Annotated in this window: 14 protein-coding genes and 1 pseudogene; 10 read left to right on the forward strand and 5 right to left on the reverse strand. The window is 46.6% G+C overall.

The window, feature by feature from the left end; all coding sequences use genetic code 11:
* Positions 1-57 precede the first annotated feature (57 nt).
* A complete protein-coding gene (locus tag AK963_RS07865; RefSeq protein WP_066014902.1) occupies positions 58-1,329 on the reverse strand; it encodes an SLC5/6 family protein in 1,272 nt (423 codons plus the stop codon).
* Between the two features lie 438 nt (positions 1,330-1,767).
* Between AK963_RS07865 and AK963_RS07870 the strand changes: the two genes are divergently transcribed.
* Positions 1,768-6,714, forward strand: a complete 4,947-nt coding sequence (locus tag AK963_RS07870) for a hypothetical protein (RefSeq protein ID WP_139117305.1) — start codon at positions 1,768-1,770, stop codon at positions 6,712-6,714.
* A 70-nt stretch (positions 6,715-6,784) separates the two neighbouring features.
* Here the strand turns inward: AK963_RS07870 and fabB are convergent, their stop codons facing one another.
* Positions 6,785-7,999, reverse strand: a complete 1,215-nt coding sequence (gene fabB, locus AK963_RS07875; protein WP_066014904.1) for a beta-ketoacyl-ACP synthase I — start codon at positions 7,997-7,999, stop codon at positions 6,785-6,787.
* 96 nt (positions 8,000-8,095) lie between these two features.
* Positions 8,096-8,632: a 3-hydroxyacyl-[acyl-carrier-protein] dehydratase FabA gene (gene fabA, locus AK963_RS07880; RefSeq protein ID WP_066014914.1), complete on the reverse strand. Its 537-nt coding sequence runs from the start codon at positions 8,630-8,632 to the stop codon at positions 8,096-8,098.
* 598 nt (positions 8,633-9,230) lie between these two features.
* On the opposite strand from fabA, the gene AK963_RS07885 reads away from it, so the two are divergent.
* The 5 genes from AK963_RS07885 to uup all read left to right on the forward strand — a co-directional run bounded on the left by AK963_RS07885 (position 9,231) and on the right by uup (position 14,650).
* Entirely contained in the window at positions 9,231-10,283 is a 1,053-nt protein-coding gene (locus tag AK963_RS07885; RefSeq protein ID WP_066014905.1) for an NAD(P)H-dependent glycerol-3-phosphate dehydrogenase, read from the forward strand.
* A 50-nt stretch (positions 10,284-10,333) separates the two neighbouring features.
* Positions 10,334-10,666: a DUF4389 domain-containing protein gene (locus tag AK963_RS07890; protein ID WP_066014906.1), complete on the forward strand. Its 333-nt coding sequence runs from the start codon at positions 10,334-10,336 to the stop codon at positions 10,664-10,666.
* A gap of 3 nt (positions 10,667-10,669) precedes the next feature.
* Positions 10,670-11,113: a phosphohistidine phosphatase SixA gene (sixA, locus tag AK963_RS07895; protein WP_066014907.1), complete on the forward strand. Its 444-nt coding sequence runs from the start codon at positions 10,670-10,672 to the stop codon at positions 11,111-11,113.
* Between the two features lie 274 nt (positions 11,114-11,387).
* Positions 11,388-12,629 carry an MFS transporter gene (locus tag AK963_RS07900; protein ID WP_274520502.1) on the forward strand — a complete coding sequence of 414 codons (1,242 nt, stop codon included), beginning with the start codon at positions 11,388-11,390 and terminating at the stop codon, positions 12,627-12,629.
* Between the two features lie 119 nt (positions 12,630-12,748).
* Positions 12,749-14,650: an ATP-binding cassette ATPase Uup gene (uup, locus tag AK963_RS07905; RefSeq protein ID WP_066014909.1), complete on the forward strand. Its 1,902-nt coding sequence runs from the start codon at positions 12,749-12,751 to the stop codon at positions 14,648-14,650.
* Between the two features lie 51 nt (positions 14,651-14,701).
* Here the strand turns inward: uup and AK963_RS07910 are convergent, their stop codons facing one another.
* Positions 14,702-15,145: a universal stress protein gene (locus AK963_RS07910; protein ID WP_066014915.1), complete on the reverse strand. Its 444-nt coding sequence runs from the start codon at positions 15,143-15,145 to the stop codon at positions 14,702-14,704.
* Between the two features lie 527 nt (positions 15,146-15,672).
* Between AK963_RS07910 and fadB the strand changes: the two genes are divergently transcribed.
* The 4 genes from fadB (at position 15,673) to AK963_RS07930 (ending at position 22,715) form a co-directional block, all read left to right on the forward strand.
* Entirely contained in the window at positions 15,673-17,820 is a 2,148-nt protein-coding gene (fadB, locus tag AK963_RS07915; protein ID WP_066014910.1) for a fatty acid oxidation complex subunit alpha FadB, read from the forward strand.
* A gap of 71 nt (positions 17,821-17,891) precedes the next feature.
* The gene (fadA, locus tag AK963_RS07920; protein WP_066014911.1) at positions 17,892-19,064 is read left to right on the forward strand and encodes an acetyl-CoA C-acyltransferase FadA; all 1,173 of its coding nucleotides are present in this window, start codon (positions 17,892-17,894) and stop codon (positions 19,062-19,064) included.
* A 632-nt stretch (positions 19,065-19,696) separates the two neighbouring features.
* Complete coding sequence (topA, locus tag AK963_RS07925) at positions 19,697-22,339, forward strand: type I DNA topoisomerase (protein ID WP_066014912.1); 2,643 nt, start codon at positions 19,697-19,699, stop codon at positions 22,337-22,339.
* A 118-nt stretch (positions 22,340-22,457) separates the two neighbouring features.
* Positions 22,458-22,715, forward strand: coding sequence for a DUF6586 family protein (locus AK963_RS07930; RefSeq protein WP_139117306.1), 258 nt, complete (start codon positions 22,458-22,460; stop codon positions 22,713-22,715).
* Between the two features lie 29 nt (positions 22,716-22,744).
* Here the strand turns inward: AK963_RS07930 and AK963_RS35185 are convergent.
* A pseudogene (locus AK963_RS35185) lies at positions 22,745-22,920 on the reverse strand (IS256 family transposase); the annotation flags it as partial.

The following is a 22,920-nucleotide window of genomic DNA, read 5'->3' on the forward strand; positions in this document are numbered from 1 at the left end:
CGGTTTTCCGAATGATGATTGTGATTGTTCCGGGGCAGCCAGAGCCCCGGTAGTGGATCAGATCAGCTGGGAAGTAATGAAGCCAGTAATAGCAATCAAGCCCATCACAACGGTGAAGATGTTGGCTTTTGAGCGGTATTTGGCCATTGCAGGCACTTTATGGGTCGCGTATACCGGCAGGATGAACAGGATCATCGCCAGGATTGGGGCAACCAATGATTCGATCATACCCATTACACTGACATTGGCATAAGCAACAGCCCACACTGACAGGGTGATAAAGACGATAATGCCTTTATCGATGGCTTTCATGTTTACCTGTTTGCCCTGTGCTTTTGCACGATTAACGATCATGCCCTGCAGCCCTTCACGGGTTCCCATGTAGTGACCAAAGAAGGATGAAGAGATGGCAACAATCGCTACCACCTGGGCCAGCCAGGCAAAAATCTGGTTGTCAGTGCGCTCGGCAAAAATGGATAGAATCGGCAGGTTGGCAGCCTTCGCTTGCAGAAGCTCTGCCGGAGACAGAGTCAGAACACAGCTGTAAACAAAGAACATGGTGAAACCAACCAGCATCATGGTGGTGCGCTTCAGTGTCTTGCTGGTCTGATGTTCCGCATTGTTTCCCAGCTCCTTACGATAGGTTGATGCAAAAGAAGAGACAGCTGGTGAGTGATTGAATGCAAATACCAGAACCGGAATGGTCAGAAAAACAGTTTTCAAAAAGTCGCCAGCAGAAACTGAGGCTTCAAACTGGGCAGTATTCCACAGGGGGATCAGGTACAGAGAGGTACCAAAAAGTACAGCGATCAGTGGGTATACAATGGCATTGGTGACTTTCAGTACGGTCTTTTGACCGGCGACCATAACGCTCACCATGGCAGCCACAAGAACAAAGCTCAGGATTGCGCGGTTTGGTTCTTCCATCCCCAGCTGATTAATCATCAGTGAGCTGACGGTGTTGGTAATACCAATGCCATAGATCAGAAGGATAGGGTAGATGGAAGCAAAGTAGCCCAGAGTGATCAGGCTACCAGCCCTTTGACCAAAATGCTCGGTAACGGTTTCGGTAATATCGGCCTGTGGGTTTTTGGAGGACAGGCACAGGCGATTGAGACCGCGATGAGCCAGAAATGTCATCGGGCCAATAAGGACAGTCATCAGGATCAGGGGCCAGATACCGCCTAGACCTGCGTTAATAGGTAAAAATAGAACACCGGCACCAATTGCAGTGCCAAACAGTGTCAGCATCCATTCAGTATCACGTTTCTCCCAACCGCCCGTCGAGGCATCATTTACAGCAATGGATTGAGTAAAGGTTTGTGACATGTGGTGTTATCCGGTCATTAATTAATCAGTTGTCGCGGACTGTACAGATTTTGTGCTTTTCGTGTTTTGATTCAGATCACAATGATTATTTTTTGATTTATGGTATATTAGACGGTTTTTTTTCTATTGAACTGCTGGTTTCGGTTAAAACCTATATTTAAGTGTTTCTTGCTTCGGAAATTCACTTGCAGGAGGGGAGAGTCACGATTTATTCAGAAGTAGGTATTGGTGTAGACAGGTGAATTATTTTTGGTTCTGATTTATCTAAACCTGAAAATCGTAGGGTGTTAGTGGGTAGGTGTAGATTATAATTTTTAGAAAGTTTTTTTTCTCAATGTTATTCCCTGTGTAATATATCAATCTTTAGGGCTATGCTTTCTTGATCATTATTATTAAATACAAATAATTCTTCCTATTCGATATATTTTGGATTGTTTTATGGATGCAAGTGCTGTTAGAGGTAATGCCTCTGTATCTAAGTTGAATGAGACCGATAGAAAGAAGTGTGATAGTCGATGGACTCAAGGGTTGAAGGGTAAACCTCACTATGGAAAAAGCACTCGTTCAAGTGTTGTGACAAGGAAAACAGTCCCTGATCACAGTAATGCATCAGGTTTTTATTCAAAGAATATTGGTAAACAGCTTGAAGAATACTATTGGAATAAAAAGCCTTATGGTTCTTCACACAGCCCTCCTACAGCTGATCAAGTTATTGATGAGTACTCTCGTTATTCAAAATTGAATGAAGGTCGGTTTATGTGGGATCTCTACCGGCTAGGGGTTAGAAATACAGGGAGGCGAGAGCTGAGACTGGAGAAAATGATTGATCTCTTTGATGAGGCTGATCACAGAGAGAAGGATTATAAGGGTAAGCTTCAAAAAGCCTGTTTTCTAGAAGAGCTTTATGAAAAAGGAATTAAGGTCAGAGGACAGAAAGTATCCTTTGAACAAGTTCAACAAGCCTTTCAGCAAGCAATTACAACATCAAAGGGAGAGCCTGAGTGTTGCCTTGGCTGTGCCCACTTTATGTCAGAAGTTCTTCTGAAATCAAAATCATCTACTGAAAGAGCAAAGGTTAATTTAAATGAGCTGATCTCTCTTTTTCCATCAAGCACGAAAGGGCTTGTTAAAAAGGCTCTTTTTATAAGGGATTACTGCTTGAAAGAGAGAAAAGTAATCTCAGAAACACTAAACCCAGTGACAGCATGTCGATTATATAAACAAGGAAGCCAGTCACGTGAAGATGTGTCAATGTTTGAGGCTAATTTCAAGATGGAGCTATATCGTCGTGGAATGATGTTCGGTTCTGATCGAATCCATCTGGAAGAAGTAGTAGAAATTTACCCTAATACTCATAGGGGGGGCGTTGCTAAGGCATTTCTCATGCAGGAGGTTTTTTTTAAGATGATTGATATTTGGGAAGGTGATAATTATTCTCCAGATATTGATCGGATTATAGAAACCTTTCCTGATACTGCTGACGGTTCTCTGGCAAAAGCACACCTGCTTGAGAAATGTTTTCATCGAAAAATACCCGTTGCCGGTAAGCTTCTTTCATCCCTGGCTGTGTACCGCAGTTTCCCTCCAGATGATAGGGGGGGGCTGGGAAGAGCGGGTTTTCTTTGTACGATTTTTATGAAATCACTCGAGATTGATGGACAGCGTTTATCACTGTCCAGGGTTATATCTGAATATCCAGCAACAGAAAAGGGTTATCAAGGTAAGGCATATTTTATCAGGAGTGCGATAAAAGAAGGCCTTCTTGTGAACTCAAGATTGTGTGACTTCGATATATTACGAAAATGTTTCTTAGAAGGTATTCAAGGGGACTTGCAAACAGCACGGATACTTCATGAGGCTCTTGTGGCGGGAGCTACTTTTCCAAATGGTAAGCCACCGAATCCAATTGAAATATACAATTTATATCCTGTATCTATTCTGGATGGTTGTCTGGGAAGAGGACGCTTGCTTGAGGATCTTTACTTTCGGGATGATTTGCAAAAATTGTTCGGAAAAACAGTTTCTCCAAAACAAGTATTGGATGAATATAAAAAAGCAGGCTCAAAATCTTCATTAGAGATAGCCAGATTCAGAGCCAGAGCATTTACTGAGAAGGGCGAGAATAAACAGAACTCATTGTCTCATGTTATGGAATCGTTTCCTGATGATAAAGTGGGGTTGGAAAATAAGTACAGGTTTTTACTTGATGTTTGGATTAAGGGAAAACTTCCTGAAAAAGAGATTCAATCTCTTCAGAGATATTACTCAGGTAAGGCTAAGGATAAAGGTTTTGATAAAGCTCTTTTTTTGGAACATCATTTTTTTAACAAGATTCCATTCGGTACAAGGGAGTTGACTCTGGAGGATGTGCTTAATTCGTTTCCTTCTACAGAAGAGGGTGAAAAAGGAAAGCTAAACCTTTGTCATAAAGCTCATCAAGCTGGATATCCGATTCCTCAACAATTTGAGCAGCAAATGTGGGAGGATTCTGAGGATAGCTTGTCCAAGGCTGCGTTTTTTGCTGATTGCTTTATTAAAGATACGCTGCCTTCAGATCGAGTAGTCACGGCAAGTGAAATCGTAAATATGTTTCCAAAGAATTTGAAAGGTATCGCATCTTGTGCGCGTTTCAAATCAGAGCTTTATTTGCGACAGAAGGCTGTTGATGTGTCGTTGGAGCTGCATCAGATTGTATCTGAGTTCGATCAAGGTAATGCTCGGTTGGATATGGGGATCTTTCTGGCTCAGGTATTTATGATGGGGGGGGCGTTCTCGGAAGAAGTTACACTGAGAAATGGCTGTTGTTTTAAAAAGGGGGCAGTCAGGATTCTGGACGTGACGAATTCTTTTCCTGATAACTCTGATGGCAGGTTAGGTCGGACTCGTTTCAGGGAAAGACTTTGCCTTAATGGTATGCAGGGAATTACTGCTGATCAAGTGTTTGAAGAATATGAACAGCAGGGTGCTGACCTGGAAAAGGCAATATTTATTTCCAAAGCTTGTGTCCAGGGTATTTTATTTCAAGATCGAGTGATCCTTGTTCAACAGGCTTTAAGTTATTTTAAGGATGTAGACGCAATTGTTGCCAAAGTTCCAAGAGCACGATTTTTGGCGGATGCTTGCTTGCAAGGGTTAAAAATTGGCAAGGATGAATTTATCTGTCCGAGGAGAGTAATGCGGGAGTTTCCCTCTTCTTATGAAGGGAGAATGTGTAAATCACGGTTTATGGCTGATGCATATTTTAAAGGGTTTTTGGAACGTCCTGAGGAGGTTCTGGCTGCGTTTCCTGACTCAAAAGAAGGTAATTATGCCAAAGCGCACTTTCTTAAACAGTTATGCCTTGCTGGGCGAAGTTTAAATGATGGTCGGGTTAGCCCTGCGGATGTAATAAGTCTGTTCAAACAGGTAGGAACAAATTCTGGTCTGGAGGTAGCGAAGTTTTATGCGGACCTGGTCAGACGTTCGATTCCTTTATGTGGTAGTGAAGGCGTTCCTGATGAGCAAGTGGTTTTTGAGCATTTTGAAAAGTGTGGACAGAATACTACATCGCTTCAGCTGGCTTTTGCTCTGGATCGTTTGTTTGTGCTTTATCCTGAAACATCAACGGATGATACAGATTTTTCAATACAAAAATTCAGAGAGATAGAGCGTAAGGTTCATGGGCTTACTGACTCTCTAACAGAGGCTTCTGATGACCAGCATATGAAGGTTGTCAGTAATATAGCGTACTTAAGATTTGCCTACAGTGACGAGCTCTGTAATGCTATTTTTGACGATATCTGTCGTTTGCCAAAAAGAAATAAGTCTCTTCGGTTACTCATTGTTTTTCTTACCGACTGCTGTTTACAAGGCTGGAATATTAAAGGGGAAAAATACACAAAAGACAAAGTTATTTCTGTGCTTGACCAACTACCTGATAACTACCTCAAAAAAGCACTTGGATACTTTGTGCATGATCGTTTGGCTGATACCAGTATGCAGGCCTTTCCGTCGGAAGAGGTAGGAAAACAGACTCCTTCCACGTTTGATATTGCTCAAAATAAAGACAAAATGGTAATTGCTCCTATTGCTGGTGAATCTTGTGAGTTGGAAGTAAAAAAACTGCCTGCACGAAAAAAGAGTAAGGATGACTTCTTAAGCCTTGCTCCGGATGAAAATAAATTTCAGATAACTTTTGGCTCATTTGATGAACCTGCTGCGAGTGAGCTTAGGCATAATGAATTTGATATTGATCTGGATTTGAATACCGGCGGTTTTATTTTTGGCAGTTTTGACAGACCTATCACGCATTCTTATTTAGAGGCACTGCTTACCAGCGAACCTCCTGCTAAGACTCAATCGCATGTGGCAGAGCAGAGTGTTGAAGGTGCTGTTGCAGTTGATGTAGTTGAGGAAAGCCGTATAGCTACTACCGATGCTGAAATTCCTACCGTTGTCGTTGATGTGTCAGAAAATACAAAGCCTATCGTGAATGTAAGGAAAGTAAATGCTGCAGCCCCTGTATGTCGGTTTGAAAAAATTTTGAAGCAGGCCATGTATCGTTCTATAGACGCTGCAAATATGTCTTGTAGTGATGATCTTGCTCTTTACGGAGGTTCTGCGCACAGTGTGGCAGGGGTATTTTCAGGGGATTATCCATTGCAGCTGGTCTGTCAGGATGATGTATCGATTGCTTTACTATTGTCTCACTTTGACCTTTTTCTTGCAGATATCAATAAAAAATACGGTGTTGATCTTGGTGTTCAGACTCTGAAAAGGTCCGGCTCTTGTGACGTGAAAATACCGGATGCTTATTTGATTAAAATTGGTAGCATTGAGGCTGGATTGCAAATGTCCCTGCAAGTCTATTTGTTTGATTTGCTCGGGGAGGTTCAGAAGAAAAATACTGGTATCAGGATTATTGAAAAAATAGATTATCGAAGTGGTGCTGAAAAAATGAAACTACCCGTTGTTACACTCTATGGCGAGGCGCTACTGAATTTACATTCTATGCAGAAGTTATATTTCTCCCTGAGAGATAAAACCTATTTGAGGGATGGCTTCCATTTTCCAGATAAGTTATTACTTGATAATAATACCCACGACTTCCTTTTAAGGGGTTTAATAATGCTTAGAAGGGCTGAAGAGCACTACCGGCTTTTACAGACAGTATCGCCAGCAGCAATTAGGTGTTCAGGTGCTGAAAAGGCAAAGGTCAGTGCAGACTTAAATACTGGTATGATGTTTGTAAAGCAGATGTTTAAGCTTCACCCACAGAGAGTTGCTCTTGAAGGTATATTGACTCAATGGAAGCGACCAGAGGATAGGCCCACCAGGGCGGAAGTACATCAATACGTTCTTACCAGAAATGCCCTTGGGTACCTCAGAGCGATTACGGCAACGTGATTCTCTATATTGCAGGTAAAAATAAAAAGCCGACATGAGTGCCGGCTTTTTATTGCTAAATACCCAATTATTACTGATAACGCTCGAATACCAGGCAGGCATTCGTACCACCAAAACCAAAACTGTTGGACATTACCCGGTTCAGGGTTTGTTCACGAGCTTCGCCGACCAGGATTGGCAGGTTTGTTGCCGCTTCATCCAGCTTTTGTACGTTTGCTGAGGCAGTGATGAAGTTATGTTTCATCATCAGCAGACAATAAATGGCTTCCTGAACGCCTGCGGCTCCCAGAGAGTGGCCGGAAAGTGATTTGGTGGAGCTGATGACTGGCATCTTATCACCAAATACTTCAACAAGCGCTTTCAACTCAGCCACATCACCGACCGGTGTACTGGTGCCGTGAGTATTGATGTAATCGATAGGGGCTTTAATCGTTTCCATGGCCATACGCATGCAGCGTGCAGCGCCTTCACCTGAAGGAGCGACCATGTCATAGCCATCGGAAGTGGCACCGTAGCCAGTGATTTCAGCATAAATTTTGGCGCCACGGGCTTTAGCGTGCTCAAGCTCTTCAACAACGATCATGCCACCACCACCGGCGATAACAAAGCCATCACGATCGGCATCATAGGCGCGAGAAGCCTGCAGAGGTGTTTCATTGTACTTGGTGCTCAGTGCACCCATGGCATCAAACAGACCGGTTTGTGTCCAGTGCTCTTCTTCACCACCACCGGCAAAGACGATGTCCTGCTTGCCCAGCTGGATCTGTTCAATGGCATTACCGATACAGTGTGCGCTGGTTGCACAGGCAGAGGTAATTGAGTAGTTAACACCCTTGATTTTAAAAGGGGTAGCAAGGCAGGCTGAAACGGTGCTGCCCATGGTGCGGGTGACACGGTATGGGCCAACGCGCTTGACACCTTTTTCTCTCATGATGTCAGCAGAGTCGACAATATTCTCTGATGAAGCTCCGCCAGAAGCGGCAATCAGTCCAGTGCGAGGGTTGGAAACCTGATCTTCAGTCAGGCCGGCATCTTCAATGGCCTGTTTCATGGCAATGTAGGCATATGCAGCGGCGTTGCCCATGAAGCGCAGGGTTTTACGGTCAATAAACTGTTCGAAATTGATGTCTACTGTACCGGATACCTGGCTTCGGAAGCCATGCTCCTTATAGCTTTCGTTGAAGCGAATACCGGAGCGCCCAAGTTTAAGGCTCTCGGCTACCTCATCCTGGGTGATGCCCAGGCAGGATGTGATTCCAATCCCTGTAACTACAACACGTTTCATTGATGTCAACCTGAATAGCCTGTTTAAGTCAGAAAAAAAACCAGAGTCAGATTCCAGCTATCCCTCTCATCCAGCTGACAAGAGGGAACAAGAGAATCAGAAAGAGTCAGTGTTCTGGAAAAGACCTACTCGAAGCCCTTCCGCTGTGTAAATTTCCCGACCATCTACACTGACTGATCCATCAGCGATACCCAGAACCAGTTTGCGTGCGATGATACGTTTAATATCAATACGGTATGTTACTTTTTTGTTAGTGGGCAGAATCTGGCCGGTAAATTTTACATCGCCACTGCCAAGGGCACGTCCCCGGCCAGGGTTGCCCATCCAGCCGAGGTAGAAGCCAACCAGCTGCCACATGGCGTCAAGTCCGAGACATCCTGGCATGACAGGGTCTCCCGGGAAGTGGCAGGAGAAGAACCAGAGGTCTGGGTTGATATCCAGCTCTGCGATGATCTCGCCTTTTCCATAGGCGCCACCTTCTTCAGAAATACGAACGATGCGATCAAGCATCAACATATTCGGGGCTGGCAGCTGAGCATTACCAGCACCAAAGAGCTCGCCCTGTGAACAGCGTAACAAATCTTCTTTGCTGAAGGTTTCTTGTCTAAGATCAGATTTAAATGGTTGCTTCATTAGTTTGTTGGTTCCTGGAAGGTCCAGCACCTGCATGGCATCAGGCCAGTGATGACACCCGGGAGCCGATACGCTGATCGGGACTTCCCTGCCGATACGGCATTCACATCAGGGGCCACTGGCCCCGATTAATCCTAACAGTCTTGCAAAATGCATTACTATCGTTCCGGAGTTGAACTATACCATTGCTTTTTATCTGTCATAGTGCTGTTGGGCTCTTTGTAACAAAAAGACAACACTGAACCGCTGAAACAGTGGCCAATGATAAGTTTCGTAGCTTTTTATTACCAGAGATCCGATAAGCATCAGGCATTTGCATAACTGGCGTAATTTGCAAAATGCCTGCAGATGCTAAAGAGCCTGCGAAGGCAAATATAGTTACATGGCAAGTAAAGGTAATACAGTCAGGAATGGTTTGCTAGCTTTGTACTATGGTTCAAATTAAAGTTAGCCTACTGTAAATTGGAAAAATTCAGTTTTTGCCCGGTCTCTTCTATGCAACCCTATCCACTAGTGTGATTAAATAAAGCTTTCCTAATAAAGCTGATCTTCAGAGATTTTGATACAGCTTTTCAGTGTGTAATCCGGGATTAACTATATGACAGACAGGCCACATGGTACCGAAGCAAATGGCGGTGCTAATGAATATACAATTGCTGTTCTTGGCGGTGGCAGTTTTGGAACGGCTCTGGCTGATATCTCCGCAACCAATGGCCACAGAGTGAAACTCTGGATGAGAGATTCAGAGCAGGTCAGGAGTATTAATGATGACCATGTGAATGCCAGATATCTTCCTGAGTTCAAGATTCATCCCTCAGTGAGCGCAAGCACTGACCTGTCAGCGGTAGTCGCTGATGCAGATATCGTTTTTATCGCTATTCCCAGCAAGTCTTTCAGGGAGGTGGTCAGAAAAACCAATGGACTGCTTTCCGGCAAGATAGTAATCAGTACGACGAAAGGTATTGAGCCAGTTACGTTTGACCTGATGAGTCAGATTCTGATGGAAGAGCTTGAAAACGCCCGCATTGGTGTTCTGAGTGGGCCCAATCTGGCTCGCGAGATCGTTGCAAAGGCTCTGACGGCAACGGTTATTGCCAGTAATGATGGTGACCTTTGTCAGATTGTACAGTCTGTTTTGCATTGTGATTACTTCAGGGTGTATTCCAACACTGATGTTTATGGTGTCGAGCTGGCAGGTGCTTTGAAGAATATTTATGCCATTGTCTCTGGTATTGGTGCGGCTCTGGGTATGGGGGAGAATACCCAGAGTATGCTGATTACCCGGAGTCTGGCAGAAATGAGTCGTTTTGCTGTCACGCTTGGCGCTAACCCGATGACATTTCTGGGTTTGGCCGGGGTTGGTGATCTTGTTGCTACTTGCACTTCTGATCTGAGTCGAAATTTCCGGGTTGGCTATGCTCTTGGAGAAGGCTGTTCACTCGATGAAGCAGAGTCGCGACTGGGGCAGGTTGCGGAAGGGGTGAACACTCTTAAACAGGTAAAACAAAAGGCCGATGAACTTGGGGTGTATATGCCTCTGGTGGATGGTCTGTACAGCATAATTTTTGAGGGCAATGCCATTGGTACTCTTGTTAAGGGAATGATGCTTCGGGAACAGAAAACGGATGTGGAGTTTATGTCCAGGCAATAGCTGGACTCTATTAAGATAACTTTGGTCAAGAAAATATGGAGAGAAGCGTAATGGATGAGAAGGTGGTTAATAACCTGAAGTCAGAGTCTCGTTGGTTGAGACTGATTTTTATGGTGGTTTTTGGTGTGGCAGCTTACCTTGCTGCTTTTCTGGTGATGCTGATTGCGATTGTTCAGGCGGTTAACGGGTTCATCATGAGCGAGCCAAATGACCGTCTGTTGAAATTCAGTGCGGGTGTGAATCAGTATATCTACCAGATTGCTGGATTTCTGACTTATAACTCGGATGTCAAGCCATACCCTTTCTCGGACTGGCCCACCTCTGGCAGAGACAGTGCGTCAGGCTATGGTGAAAAAGAACTGAATGGGTCGGATAACGATTAAGTCATGAAACTCATCATTATGCGCCATGGCCAGGCATCATGGTCTGCTCCTTCAGATAAGGAGAGGAGCCTTACCGAGCAGGGTGTTCGTGAGGTGAGTAATACTGTAGCTTTACTGGCTGGCCAAAGGGTGGATTTTATTTTTGCGAGTCCGTATCTCCGGGCTCAGCAAACGGGGCGCATCGCTGCAGAAGCGTTTGGGCTCACGGTTGAAACGCTGGATGAGCTGGAACCGGATGGTAATCCGGCAAAGGTGCTCGATGCTCTCCCGGATTCCGGTGTAGTACTATTAGCCAGCCATATGCCCATGGTCGGCTACCTTACCGGTTTACTATGCGATGGCACCCCTAAGGTAGGTCCTTCCTTCCAAACAGGAATGGCTCTGGTTCTGGAGATGGATATTCTCGCTCCAGGAGTGGGCAGGGTCATTGAGCGTTTTATACCTTAGTCTTAAGCGTTATGGGTCTGCTTAAGAACAGTCGTTTACTTTCAGAAATTCAACACGTTCTCCAAGATTGCGGGAAAATACCATTTTTCCCGTATTTTCAGGCTATAAGTCTGCCTCTCTGGTTTACCTGTGGTGGATACCTTCAAATACAAATGTGCTCTGTTGATTTTTTAATGAACTTTTTATTTGTCATCTAATCTAATCCTGCTCAGACCCCATGTTGCTGGCGCTTCATACAGGGAAAGGGTGTAGGGATAGTTAGGGAGTAAGTACGGTGGCGACAAGTTCTATAAGCCTCAGAGGCATTTTCATCTGCTCAATAGCAGCATTATTCTGCTCTTATCAATTTTTGCTTCAGGGGGCACCATCCGTCATGGTTCCTCAGCTGATGTCTGCATTCGACCTTGATGTTGCGGATATAGGCTGGTTAACGAGCAGTTTTCTCTGTTTTTATCTGCTTTTTCAAGTGCCGGGAGGCTATCTGGCGGATCGCTGCAATGCCCGGCTATTACTGGTGGTTTGCAGTGTGTTGATGGCTGTTGGCTGTTACTGGTTCAGTGTTTCTGGAAGCATGCTGTCAGCAAGTGCGTCCCGGGCGTTTATGGGGGTAGTAACTTCACCAGTGATTGTAGTGTGTATGACCCTGGCCAGTCGCTGGTTTCCAGAGCGCTATTTTCCAACACTGGCGGGTGCAATAGAAGCTTTTGCTTTGGCTGGAGGAGGGCTTGGTCCACTGATACTGCCAAATATCATGGAGGCTTATGGATGGCAGGGTGCAATGCAGGCTGCGGCAATTTTTGGTGTTGTACTTGCAGGCATGATTGCCATCTTTGTTAAAAGCACTCCGCCCGTATCTGTCAGTGATGCCAAGTTGCATGAAGTGACCTGTGGTAGTGGCTCAGAGATCAACGTGAACAATAAGCTTCCATTGGATCGCGTCACATTAACCCTTTGCTGTCTGTATGGCTTTGGCCTTTTTGCTGTTATCACCAGTTTTGGTGGCCTATGGGGAATCCCTTTCTTTTATCAGCGGTTCCCTGGGGAGCAGGAAGCCGTTGCTGATATGGTTGCGCTGATTTTTATCGGTGCTGCTATTGGCGCTCCTCTGCTGGGCTGGCTGGCCTGTGTGGCAGGGTCCATACGAAAAGTGATGGTGGTCTGTGCTATCGCTTCCCCTGTTTTGTTCAGCCTGTTGATCTTCTGCCCATGTTCCATGATTGTTTTGGCAATGATCTGTTTTATGGCAGGGATCAGCAGTGGTGGATATATGCTGGCATTCTCTGTTGTGAAAAGTATCAGCCCTCCAGAGCGGGTTGGAATCCTGCTGGCTGTCACCAATGGCTCCATGCTGTTAGCCGGTCCGGTCATGCAGTTGCTGATTGGGTTTATTCTGGAAGGTATTGGGCATGATGGTTTAAGTGCCTTATCCATTCAGGACTATCAGCTGGCTTTTGTACCTTTGTTGCTTTGTCAGTTGATGGCTTTGATCGTAGCGATTTGCCTGAAAAAACAGTGATACTTCTACCCATTGCTGGTGGTTGGCGCTATTCTAGCTCGTTTTTATTCAACACTTTCCGTTGAGAAACCTTTGCTGGTGCTGATAGCTGGCAAAGGGCTTCACCGCTTGGATGGATAATGCCGTTACTTAGATTCGAAAAGGTCAGCCTGGCTTATGGCGACCAACCCCTGCTGGATCATGCCGAGTTTCAGATTCGAAAAGGTGAGAGGGTCTGTTTATTAGGCCGCAATGGCGCAGGCAAGTCTACCATGATGAAGCTGGTGTCTGGCAGTATTCTGCCTGATGATGGAGCTCTTTGGCGTAAACCGGGTCTGAAGATAGGGGTTCTGAATCAGGACCTTCCAGATCAGGATGAGAAGAAAGTTTATGATGTGGTTGCCTCGGGCCTTGAGGCTGTTGGTGAACTGATCAGTCGCTACCATACCTTATCAATGAATATCAGTACTGACGCTGATATGAAAGCATTGGAGAAAGTCCAGCAGCAGCTTGAGTCCGTAGATGGCTGGAGTCTTAGTCAGAAGGTGGATACGGTTATTCAGAAACTGGGCCTTCCTGCTGAAAAACAGATGAAAGAGCTTTCTGGTGGCTGGCGTCGGCGGGTTGAACTGGCCAGGGCACTGGTGGGAGAGCCTGATCTGCTGTTGCTGGATGAGCCGACTAACCACCTTGATATAATTGCTATAGACTGGCTTGAGAAGCAACTGAAGGATTTCTCCGGGGCCCTGCTTTTTATTACCCACGATCGTTCATTTCTCCAGTCGCTGGCGACCCGTATTATTGAACTTGACCGTGGTCAGCTAACCAGCTGGGAATGTGACTATAAAACCTTTCTGGAGCGCAAGGCTCATGCTCTTGAGGTTGAGGCTGAGCAAAATGCCCTGTTCGATAAAAAACTGGCACAGGAAGAGGCATGGATTCGTCAGGGGATTAAAGCACGCCGTACCCGGAACGAAGGACGCGTTCGTGACCTGAAAAAACTCAGGGATGAGCGTCGTCAGCGTCGCGAAGTTCAGGGTAATGCCAGTTTTGGACTGGAGCAGGGAGAGTCATCAGGAAAGCTGGTTCTTGAGGCCAAAAATATTTCCCAGTCCTTTGATCAGCATACCGTTATCAAAGACTTCAATCTTCGCTTGATGCGTGGTGACAAGATTGGCTTGATTGGTGCTAACGGGGCAGGGAAGTCAACGCTGCTAAGTATTCTTTTGGGTAATCTCCAGCCGGAATCGGGTTCTGTCAAAATGGGGACCAAGCTTGAGGTGGCTTACTTTGACCAGCTGCGTAATCAGCTGGATCTTGAGAAAACGGTCATTGATAACGTAGCTGAAGGCCGTGAAAGTATCTCCATTAATGGCTCAAGTCGTCATGTCATTGGTTACCTGGGAGACTTCCTGTTTCCCCCTGGTCGCTGTCGTGTTCCGGTCAAGGCACTTTCGGGTGGCGAGAGAAACCGTCTCCTTCTGGCTCGCTTGTTCAGCAAGCCGGCTAACCTGCTGGTGATGGATGAGCCTACCAATGATCTGGATGTTGAGACACTGGAACTTCTGGAATCATTGCTGGTGGAATTTACTGGCACCATTCTGTTGGTGAGCCACGACCGGACATTCCTGGATAATGTGGTATCGAGTACCCTGGTGTTTGAGCCGGGTGGCCATATCAGCGAGTACGTTGGTGGATTTGATGACTGGTTGCACCAGGGAGGCTCAATTTCCAATTTGGTGGCAGAAGCTCAGGTTGCCAAAAAAGAGGAAAAGGTCACAGCGACGCCAAGTCAAGCTGAAGCCGCCAGCAAGCCGGTGAAAAAGAAACTCAGTTACAAACTGCAGCGAGAGCTGGATGCTTTACCCGGAGAGATTGAGGGGCTTGAAGAAGAGCTCGGTGAGCTGGAAGCTCAAACCGCTGAGTCGAGTTTCTATCAGGGAGATCAGTCTGAAGTTCAATCTGTTCTGAGCCGATTGGCTGAGCTGAATGAGTTGATAGAGCAGAAAATGGAACGGTGGGAAGAGCTGGACAATATGTAGGGATCAAGAAGAGCCACAGTTTTTTTGGGTGGCTCTTCTTTCATAATGAGATTAGCTGTTATTTTTGCCGACTCTTACAGCCAGTACATCACAGTTGGCACCATGCAGAATGCTGGTTGAAGTGGAGCCGAGGATCAGTGCCAGCCCGTGACGGCCATGGCTGCCAACGACAATCAGATCAACGTCTGACTCCTCAGCAATTCGATGAACTTCCCGCTCGGGTCGCCCATAGACGACATGTTGTTCACCTTTCTTCAACTGGATTGAATCAGCCAGACGGGCGATGCGCTCTCTTGCCTGCTCAGTGATTTCATCCTGAAGGGTGGTGAGGTCGAGAGGGATATCACTGCCATAAGCGACACTGAGTGGTTCGACAACGTGAACCATGGTCAGTCTGGCCTGATTTTTTTCGGCAATGGATTTGGCTTTCTCGAGCACCTCATCGGCTTCGTCGGACAAATCGATCGCAACCAGAACGTGCTTGTAGAGGCTCATAAGCTGTCTTCCTTCTTCAATAGATGCAAAAAGTGATCCGCCCTGTAACATCTGGATGGCCAGACCGCTGTCGCGATTCCTCATGAAATCAATAAAATACATTGAGGGGTTCATGGTGTACATGAACGCTTCTCAAGTCATGGCATGTCTATTGTAAGGCCTATTTTGCTTTTATTCATGGTTTTCTTCGCTGTCTGTCCGGTAATTCACCATAAACAATGATCCAGATTCGTAAGTTGTTATTTTGCCAGTGATCACTCTTGTGTAAGTATGGGGAAAGGTGGCATCTTCATACTTTTTCAGACTTGACTTTAAACACCATTTCACAGAAGGTAGGCACTAAATTCAAACAAGCGTATGAATTTGCTGGGAAGCACTTGGTACCTGCCAGGGTAAAGTCAGGAAGTAAAGCAATAATAATCAGATAGCTACCATAGCTAACGTAAAAAAAGATCAGCCTGTTTAATTGCTGGCAGATCGCTTCGTCATTGTTAGCCTATCTATCTTCAATCCGAAAGGAGAAGTTCATGATCTACCAGGGGAAGGCGTTCAGGGTTTTGCCTGTGGAAGATGGTATCGCCGAATTGCAGTTCAATCTCGACGGCGAAAGTGTCAACAAGTTCAGCCGTTCTGCTATTGAGGATCTTGCCGCTGCACTGGATGCCATCCGTTCTGATACCGATATCAATGGTCTTATTCTCACCAGTGGTAAGGATGTATTCATCGTTGGCGCTGATATCAATGAGTTTACCCAGACCTTTAAGCAGGATGATGAAACGTTATTGGCTGAACTGATGACGGTGAATAAGGTATTTTCTGGTTTTGAAGATCTTGACATGCCAACCGTGGCGGCAGTCAATGGCATTGCTCTGGGGGGAGGCTTTGAGATCTGCCTGTGTGCGGATTACCGGGTTCTTTCCACCGAAGCCAAGGTCGGCTTGCCGGAAGTGAAACTGGGTATCTATCCGGGCTGGGGCGGCACCGTCAGGCTGCCGAGGGTGATTGGTGCGGATAACGCCGTTGAGTGGATTGCCAGTGGCAAAGAGTATCGCCCTGATGCCGCCCTGAAAGTTGGTGCAGTTGATGCGGTGGTTGCTCCTGAGAAATTGAAAGAGTCTGCTGTAGCCCTGGTACGTCGCTGCATGAATGGTGAACTGGATTATCAGTCCAGAAAGCAGGAGAAAAAAGGCAAGCTCAAACTGCCACCTGTTGAAGCGATGATGGTGTTTGAGACCACGTCTGCCGTCGTAAAACAGCAGGCCGGTCCTCATATGCTGGCACCAATAGCATCGGTCAAGGCGATTCAGAAGCACGCTTTCATGGAGCGTGATAAAGCTCTTGAAGCGGAAGCCAAAGGATTTATCAAGCTGGCCAAGTCTTCAGTGTGTGATGCCCTGGTTGGCCTGTTTCTGAACGATCAGCAACTTAAGAAAAAGGCCAAAGAGTCTGCCAGTATTGCTGCTGAAACCAACAAGGCAGCAGTGTTGGGTGCGGGTATTATGGGGGGTGGTATTGCCTATCAGTCAGCCTTGAAAGGCACGCCTATTCTGATGAAGGACATCAATCAGGATGGACTGGATCTTGGCCTTGCAGAAGCCACCAAACTGCTCTCCAAACGGGTTTCCCGGGGGCGGATGGATGCTGGCAAGATGGGAAGTGTGCTGAATAATATTGTGCCTACTCTGTCCTATGGTGACTTTGAAGGCGTTGATGTTGTTGTTGAAGCCGTTGTTGAAAACCCAAAGGTCAAGAAAGCCGAACTTGCAGACGTGGAAAGCCAGGTTTCAGAGAAGGCTGTTCTGACTTCCAATACTTCCACCATTTCGATTACTGAATTGGCCAGCGACCTGAAGCGTCCAGAACAGTTCTGTGGTATGCACTTCTTTAACCCTGTTCATGCCATGCCGTTGGTTGAGGTTATCCGTGGCGAGAAGACCAGCGAAGCAACCGTAGCAACGGTTGTTGAGTATGCCCGTAAGATGGGTAAAACACCGGTGGTGGTTAATGACTGTCCTGGGTTTATGGTCAATCGCGTACTGTTCCCATACTTTGGTGGTTTCTCAGCCCTGCTTCGTGATGGTGCTGACTTCCAGCAGGTGGATAAGGTTATGGAACGTTTCGGCTGGCCTATGGGGCCTGCCTATCTTCTGGATGTGGTGGGTATTGATACCGGTATCCATGCCGAGGGCGTTATGTCTGAAGGATATCCGGATCGTATGAAACGTGATTTCAAAACCGCTCTTGATGTGATGTTTGAAAACAAGCGCTTTGGTCAGAAGAACGGGGCCGGTTTCTATCAGTACGAACAGGATAAAAAAGGTAAGCCGAAGAAGGTGGTTGATCAGGCTGTCTATGGTTTGCTGGATGAGGTTTGTGCGGAGCAAAAAACCTTTGATGATGAGGAAATCATTGCCCGCATGATGGTGCCACTGTGCATGGAAACCGTTCGTACACTTGAAGATGGTATTGTTGATTCTGTCGCTGAAGCGGATATGGCGCTGATTATGGGTATTGGCTTCCCTCTCTTCCGCGGTGGTGCCCTGAAGTATATTGACAGCCTGGGTGTGGCAGCGTTTGTTGAGCTTGCAGATAAGTATGCTCATATCAGTCCACTGTATGCGCCTACTGACAAGCTTCGGGAAATGGCTCGTGAAGGCAAGACCTTCTACGGTTGATGGCTCTCTGAGTAACTGAGTGAGTCTTAAGTTATTGAACCATTTTCAGGGAATATAAAAGAGAGAATATCATGAGCCTGAATCCAAGAGATGCGGTAATTGTTGATTACGGGCGTACCCCAATGGGGCGCTCCAAGGGTGGCATGTACCGTAATGTGCGTGCTGACACCCTGTCTGCCGAGTTGATCACCGGTGTACTGAATCGAAATCCTCAAGTGAACCCTGCTGAGGTGGAAGATGTTATTTGGGGATGTGTAAACCAGACTCTGGAGCAGGGTTGGAACATTGCCCGAATGGCGTCGCTGATGACACCGATTCCTCATACCTCCAGTGCCCAGACCGTCAGCCGTCTGTGTGGATCCTCCATGAGTGCCCTGCAGACAGCTGTTCAGGCCATCCAGACCAATAACGGTGACGTCTTTGTGATCGGTGGTGTAGAACACATGGGGCATGTGGGCATGATGCACGGCGTTGATCCGAACCCAAGGTTGTCCAAGTACGGTGCCAAGGCTGCCGGTATGATGGGGTTGACAGCTGAAATGCTGGGTACCATGCACGGTATCAGTCGTCAGGCGCAGGATGAATTTGGTGCCCGTTCCCATCAGCGGGCCTGGGCGGCAACCGAGGCTGGTCATTTTAAAGATGAAATTATTCCCATGCAGGGGCATGATGCAGACGGAAATCTCTGTCTTTTCGCTCAGGATGAAACTATTCGTCCTGAAACGACGGTAGAGGCTCTCTCGCAGCTTAAACCTGCATTTAACCCAAAGGGTACTGTGACTGCAGGAACGTCCTCACAGATTACCGATGGCGCTTCCTGCATGATTGTTATGTCTGCCCAGCGTGCTAAAGACCTGGGTTTGCAGCCAATGGCGGTGGTCAGGGCAATGGCTGTTGCCGGTGTTGACCCTTCCATCATGGGTTATGGTCCGGTTCCAAGCAGTAAGAAGGCACTTAAGCGCGTAGGGCTGACTATTGATGACATTGATCATGTAGAGCTCAATGAGGCTTTTGCAGCTCAGGCACTGCCTGTCCTGAAAGACCTTAAATTGCTGGATAAGATGGACGAAAAGGTTAATCTGAATGGTGGCGCAATTGCACTTGGTCACCCCTTTGGATGCTCAGGAGCACGAATTTCAGGAACGCTTCTGAATGTTATGAAACAAAATGGTGGCACTCTTGGGTTGGCCACGATGTGTGTGGGCCTTGGTCAAGGCATAACCACTGTTTTTGAAAGGGTTTGATCATCGCTTTAAAGTGTCTGTTATAATCACCCTCTACAACCAGCAGTAGCCCGGTTCTTTCCGGGCTTTTTTGTAAGCGCGTTTTATTGGTATAACTGATGGTTTGAGTAATCAAAAATGACCGGTTCAGGTTTGTATTATCCCACAGATCTTCAAGTGTGAAGTGTGCTTATTGATAGTTATTGTTGAGTTATCAGGCAAAACCGTGTTAAGCGTTTAAGGGTTTCAGCCGTTACTGATTACCATGAAAATATCATGGTTCGCATCGATAGAGTATCGTGTCAGTCAGCCAGTTTATTTTGTTACAGGTGTTTGAGTGTTGAGTTGGCTGAATGAAATTGTGACCAGGGTATTCGAGTTGGATAGTGGCTTGAAAGTGCAAGAAATAAGGCTCTGCGCAGGATCATACAGGAAAATAACCCACTCCTCTGCAGGAAAGAGGTTGATGGTTTTCCTTGACCGATTATTGACTTCGCCTTATATATTGAAGCAATTTCTATCCCGGCTTTTCTTGTTCTGGCGATAAAGCTCTATTTCAGCAAGTCTGATTATTCAGTATGATGAGCGATTTATCTGCTCGCAGATCTGACCAGCCAGAACATTGGAACAGATGACAGGACGTGTAAGGCAGCATGGGTAAATCGCTAGTTATTGTGGAGTCGCCAGCCAAGGCGAAAACCATCAACAAATATTTGGGCAAAGACTTTGTTGTCAAATCCAGTGTGGGTCATATCCGGGATTTGCCAACGGCGGGTGGGCCGAAAAAAGCCGTGGATACTAAGGCCAGGGCTAAGGCAGCTGCTGAGTCCAAAAAGCTCTCACCCGAGGAGCGTGAGCGCCGTAAAAAAATCAAAGCCCGTGAGCAGTTGATCGAACGTATGGGTATCAACCCTGATAATGGCTGGGAAGCGCATTATCAGGTTCTGCCGGGAAAGGAAAAAGTCGTTGACGAACTGACCCGTCTGGCTGAAAGCGCTGACACCATCTATCTCGCAACGGATTTGGATCGTGAGGGAGAAGCTATTGCCTGGCATTTGCAGCAGGCCATTGGCGGTAACCCAGACCGGTATCGTCGTGTTGTCTTTAATGAAATTACCAAGAAAGCTATTCAGTCTGCGTTTGAATCTCCCGGGCAGTTGAATCTGGATCGAGTCGATGCGCAGCAGGCTCGCCGGTTTCTGGATCGTGTCGTTGGTTATATGGTTTCCCCGCTGCTCTGGGCAAAGATTGCCCGTGGACTCTCTGCAGGGCGTGTTCAATCCGTTGCTGTTAAGCTGGTGGTTGAGCGTGAGCGGGAAATTCGGAGCTTTATTCCTGAAGAATACTGGGAAGTCTATGCAGATCTCCTGGCTACCGGTAGTGATGCGGTTCGCTTTCAGGTAGTTAAAGAAAACGGTGTCAATTTCAGGCCTACAAGTAAGGCTGAAACGGATAAGGCTCTGACTCAGTTACAGCAGGGGCAATACTCCCTGACCAGTCGTGAAGATAAGCCAACTCAGAGCAAACCTTCGGCACCTTTTATCACATCCACACTGCAGCAATCGGCAAGCACGCGCCTTGGATTCAGTGTAAAGAAAACCATGATGTTGGCTCAGCGTCTGTATGAAGCTGGTTACATCACCTATATGAGAACAGACTCCACCAATCTGAGTCAGGATGCTGTAGAAAGTGCTCGCTCTTTTATTACCAAACAATATGGTGATCAATACTGCCCGGAACAGCCAAGTATATACAGCAGCAAGGCTGGTGCCCAGGAAGCTCACGAAGCAATACGACCATCCAGCGTTACGTTGAAGCCTGATGCCCTCTCTGGTATGGAGCGAGATGCAGAGCGTTTGTATGACTTGATCTGGCGTCAGTTCGTTGCCTGTCAGATGATGCCCGCCGAGTACCTCAGTACTTCTCTGATCGTCGATGTTAAAGGCTATCAACTCAAGGCCAAGGGGCGGACATTGAAGTTTGATGGTTATACCCGGGTGCAAAAGCCTTTGGCCAGAAAAGGTGAAGATGTGATTCTGCCAGATCTTCAGAAAGGCATAGCTCTGAAGCTGGAAAAACTGGGTCCCAAGCAGCTATTCACCCGACCACCCGCTCGTTTCAGTGAGGCGGCGCTGGTAAAGGAGCTGGAGAAGCAGGGGATTGGCCGACCATCAACCTATGCTTCGATTATCTCTACTATCCAGGATCGTGGATACGTTTCAGTGAAGAATCGCCGTTTTTATGCTGAAAAAATGGGCGACATTGTGACTGATCGTCTGAATGAGTCTTTTAATGAACTCATGGATTTTCACTTCACAGCAAGAATGGAAGAGAAGCTGGATGATATTGCTGAAGGTGAAAAAAACTGGAAGCAGGTTCTTGATGATTTTTATGCGGACTTTACCCTTCAGTTGACACAGGCTGAACAGAGTGAAGGAGGGATGCGTGCAAATGAACCCTCCCTGACTGATATTGAGTGTCCGACCTGCAGTCGTCCAATGATGATCCGCACTGCTTCTACCGGGGTGTTTCTGGGTTGCTCCGGTTATTCGTTGCCACCGAAGGAACGCTGCAAAACGACGATTAACCTGGTTCCTGGTGAAGAGGTGGAAGACGCAGATGATGAGTATGCGGAGGTTAATGCCCTGCGAGCCATGCGTCGTTGCCCCAAGTGCTCTACCGCTATGGAAAGCTACTTGATTGATGAGCATAGGAAGTTACACGTCTGTGGTAATAACCCTGATTGCTCCGGCTTTGAAGTGGAGCAGGGGAGTTACAAGCTAAAAGGATATGATGGTCCCGTACTTGAATGTGATAAGTGCGGTAGTGAAATGCAGTTGAAAACGGGGCGTTTTGGTAAGTATTTTGGCTGTACGAACAGTGAATGTAAGAATACCAGGAAGCTATTGAAAAGTGGTGAGCCAGCTCCACCCAAAATGGAGCCAGTACCCATGCCCGAGTTAAAGTGTGTCAAAGTTGATGATCATTATGTACTCAGGGATGGCGCTTCCGGGTTGTTCCTTGCGGCCAGTCAATTTCCCAAGAATAGAGAAACCCGTGCTCCACTGGTGGCGGAATTATTGCCGCATCAGGCGATGATTGATCCTAAGTATGGCTATCTGATGGATGCTCCCCGGCAGGATCCTGATGGGAATCCGGCAATTATTCGATACAGTCGTAAGACTAAGCAGCAATACGTTATGTCAGAGCTGGATGGTAAGGCAACTGGTTGGAGTGCTACCTATGATGAGGGTAGCTGGAATGAAAAACAGACTAAAAAACGCCAGTCCAGTTAAGTTTATCTCAAACTCTTGGTTCATGAGACAGGGCTATTAAGCCCTGTTGTATTATGGCTGTTATTAACTTTTGCCCTGGCAGCGCTAGGTTGTGCCCGGAAGATTGATGGAGTCGGTTATGACAAACAATTGGCAGGGATATACCAATAAAATGCTCTTTCACTCCCGTTTGTTGCTGGATGCCTGGGAGGAAGCAGACGATCTTGCTAAACCAGCATTCCGTGAGGCCTGCCTGAATGCAATGGTTCAGGCTTATCGTTCGCTACTTGCTGAAATTATGACGAATTACCGTTTGCCGGTAAATCAATTACCATCCCTTGATGAGGCAATGATCAGTGTTCATCATAAGGGAGAGGTGTCTACTGAGAGCCTGTAAATAATTCTGTGTAAACGCCACCAAAACTATTACTCCTTGAACCGGTCAGGAAACATAATTTCAAACCGGTTCATGGCTGCTTTCCAGTTCCTGATCGGCATGGTCCATTTCTCGGAAGCTTTTTCCATGGCCAGATAGATTACCTTCATGACTGACTCATCAGTCCGAAAAATCTTCCGGTTCTTGATCGCCTTACGAATGACGC

This window comes from Endozoicomonas atrinae, assembly GCF_001647025.1.
GTDB lineage: Bacteria > Pseudomonadota > Gammaproteobacteria > Pseudomonadales > Endozoicomonadaceae > Endozoicomonas > Endozoicomonas atrinae.

Excerpts from the sequence above, each read along its gene's own strand:
- AK963_RS07865 (WP_066014902.1), bottom strand. The coding sequence starts at position 1,329 with ATGTCACAAACCTTTACTCAATCCATTGCTGTAAATGATGCCTCGACG.
- AK963_RS07870 (WP_139117305.1), top strand. The coding sequence starts at position 1,768 with ATGGATGCAAGTGCTGTTAGAGGTAATGCCTCTGTATCTAAGTTGAAT.
- fabB (WP_066014904.1), bottom strand. The coding sequence starts at position 7,999 with ATGAAACGTGTTGTAGTTACAGGGATTGGAATCACATCCTGCCTGGGC.
- fabA (WP_066014914.1), bottom strand. The coding sequence starts at position 8,632 with ATGAAGCAACCATTTAAATCTGATCTTAGACAAGAAACCTTCAGCAAA.
- AK963_RS07885 (WP_066014905.1), top strand. The coding sequence starts at position 9,231 with ATGACAGACAGGCCACATGGTACCGAAGCAAATGGCGGTGCTAATGAA.
- AK963_RS07890 (WP_066014906.1), top strand. The coding sequence starts at position 10,334 with ATGGATGAGAAGGTGGTTAATAACCTGAAGTCAGAGTCTCGTTGGTTG.
- sixA (WP_066014907.1), top strand. The coding sequence starts at position 10,670 with ATGAAACTCATCATTATGCGCCATGGCCAGGCATCATGGTCTGCTCCT.
- uup (WP_066014909.1), top strand. The coding sequence starts at position 12,749 with ATGCCGTTACTTAGATTCGAAAAGGTCAGCCTGGCTTATGGCGACCAA.
- AK963_RS07910 (WP_066014915.1), bottom strand. The coding sequence starts at position 15,145 with ATGAGCCTCTACAAGCACGTTCTGGTTGCGATCGATTTGTCCGACGAA.
- fadB (WP_066014910.1), top strand. The coding sequence starts at position 15,673 with ATGATCTACCAGGGGAAGGCGTTCAGGGTTTTGCCTGTGGAAGATGGT.
- fadA (WP_066014911.1), top strand. The coding sequence starts at position 17,892 with ATGAGCCTGAATCCAAGAGATGCGGTAATTGTTGATTACGGGCGTACC.
- topA (WP_066014912.1), top strand. The coding sequence starts at position 19,697 with ATGGGTAAATCGCTAGTTATTGTGGAGTCGCCAGCCAAGGCGAAAACC.
- AK963_RS07930 (WP_139117306.1), top strand. The coding sequence starts at position 22,458 with ATGACAAACAATTGGCAGGGATATACCAATAAAATGCTCTTTCACTCC.